This is a genomic window from Streptomyces verrucosisporus (genome assembly GCF_017114865.1).
Classification (GTDB): domain Bacteria; phylum Actinomycetota; class Actinomycetes; order Streptomycetales; family Streptomycetaceae; genus Streptomyces; species Streptomyces fenghuangensis.
Window position 1 is genome coordinate 1 of the sequence record NZ_JADEYH010000099.1, and the last position, 324, is coordinate 324.

The window sequence follows — 324 nt, forward strand, 5'->3', positions numbered from 1 at the left end:
TGGCGCCCTCCCCGCCGTCGCCGGCCCACAGGCCCAGGATGTCCCGCCGGCCCTCGACGGTGACCGCCAGGGCCACGTAGATCGGCCGGTTGGCCACCGCGCCGTCGCGGATCTTGACGTGGATGGCGTCGATGAAGACCACCGGATAGACCGCATCGAGCGGCCGGTTCTGCCACTCGGCCATGCCGTCCAGGACCTTGTCGGTGATCGTGGAGATCGTCTGCCGGGAGACCTCCGCGCCGTAGACCTCGGCCAGGTGGGCCTGGACCTCACCGGTCGTCAGCCCCTTCGCGGACAGCGAGATCACCATCTCGTCCACGCCGG

Annotated in this window: 1 protein-coding gene; it reads right to left on the reverse strand. The window is 70.4% G+C overall.

Annotation, left to right across the window (positions count from 1 at the left end; all coding sequences use genetic code 11):
• Window positions 1-324, reverse strand: a 324-nt coding sequence (locus IQ279_RS27620; protein ID WP_206352057.1) for a transposase, incomplete at both ends; no start/stop codon positions are given.